2 protein-coding genes are annotated in these 1,792 nt (G+C 34.9%); both read right to left on the minus strand.

All coding sequences use genetic code 11. The features are described 5' to 3' along the window. Window positions 1–747, minus strand: a 747-nt coding sequence (locus P8M54_RS06130; protein WP_300286292.1) for a hypothetical protein, incomplete at its 3' end; no start/stop codon positions are given. A gap of 1 nt (window position 748) precedes the next feature. After that, window positions 749–1,792, minus strand: a 1,044-nt coding sequence (locus tag P8M54_RS06135) for a RagB/SusD family nutrient uptake outer membrane protein (RefSeq protein ID WP_300286293.1), incomplete at its 5' end; no start/stop codon positions are given.

Genomic DNA, 1,792 nt, shown 5'->3' on the forward strand with positions numbered 1-1,792 from the left:
AAGGGTTCTATTTGTTTTTTCTCCATCAGTTACAGATTGCTGTAAAAAAGCAAAAGATTTACCATCGTCTTGCCAAACGAAATCCATATTTTCAAGCACTTCAGAAGAATTTGTCACTAGCTTGTTAGTTTTATTTTTCAAATCCACTAGAGTAATTTTTGAATTTCTTTTGGACTTAGAACTTAAAACAATTGCATCTGCTTTCGAATTATAAGTATAGTTTTCAATAGAATCAAAAACAGTAGATTGGTTGGTACTTATATTTTTAAGCTCAATAATTTTCTGATCAGTACCTCCATTTTTTAAAATGATTAGTTCTTTACTCTTGCATCTTAACTCATATTTAATTACGCCTTGAACCGTTTCTCGCTTCGCTGTTATTAAGTTTGTTACTGTTAAGTTTCCTTTTGAATCCATGGAACAAAACCAAGTATCTCCGATAAATTCTCCTTTACTTTCTCCAGCAAAACTGTGGGTCATTGTTCCTTTGCTGTTTTTAACAAATAAAGTGTCTTTACCGTTTTCGTAATAATTAACATAACTAACCCATTTTGCATTTTCAGAGAGTTTTTCTACTTTGAGATAACTCCATAAAGGATAATCTGCAGCTGTAAGTTGTTTTTTACTATTTTTTTGTGCATTTCCAACGCATGATATTAACAGGAGCATCAAAACTGTAAAGTACGCCTTAATTCTGGATAGATATCTACAAGAAATACGAGCTATATTTTCTATACTATTTTGCATTTTAATAGCCAGGATTTTGAGGTTTCAAATTTGGATTCAGTGATAGTTCTGATTCTGGTAGTGGCATTAAATTATCTGTGGTACTCCAGCCAGGTTTAACAGGATTTAATGCTTCATTTATTTTATTAGCTCTTTTTAAATCAAAAAAGCGATGTCCTAATTCTGTGAAAAACTCCACTCTGTTTTCTTGTAAAATGGCATTGAGTATGTCCTGCTGACTTATAGCCGTTGTTTCAGCAAGACCAGCTGTAGTTCTGATTTTATTCAAATCTTCCTTTGCTCCAATCAAATCTCCTTGCTGTGCACGAGCCTCTGCTCTAATGAGGTGTTGTTCCGCCAATCGAAACAGTATAGAATATTCTAAAGAGCTTGAAGTTGAGGACTTTTCTTTGTATTTATTGGCGTGATACCAAGTTTCTGTTCCATTGGTTACTGATTTAGCCCAATGTTCTTTGCGCTGATCGCCCAACTCAAAGTCATTTATAAGTGCAGCACTCAAAGCGACTAGCGATGGAGGTCCAGAAAAAAATACAAATGTTTCCCCTTCTTGAGTATTCTGTCCTTCAAAACGCGGTGAAAATTGCCAAATGGTAGTGGTGCTCTCTTTAAGAAATATTTTGTTCAAATCAGTTTCCCATGCGTAAACCGAAGTATTGTTTAAAGTGTAAGACGCTGCATTAGCTGCTTCCGCCCACAATCCATTATACAAATATGATCTTGCTAATAATGCCTTGACTGCCGATTTATTAGGTCGAGTGCGGTCAGTTAAGATGTACTCTTCAGGTAACAATGTAAAGGCTATTTCTAGGTCTTCGATAATCTTGTCATAAACTTGAGTAACGGGCATTCTAGTTGCCAATTTATTATTTTCATAATTTGTTGTAGTTATATAGGGAACGGCGCCATACAGATTAACAAGATAAAAATGCAACAGTGACCTCACGAACAATGCTTCTCCAGTAAATTGATTTTTATCAGAAGCAACTAGGGCGGTTGAAGCACTAACTCCTTCTATGATAGCATTAGCAGCATAAATTTGGTTGTA

Origin of the sequence: Flavobacterium sp., assembly GCF_029242675.1 — a bacterium.
Taxonomy (GTDB): domain Bacteria; phylum Bacteroidota; class Bacteroidia; order Flavobacteriales; family Flavobacteriaceae; genus Flavobacterium.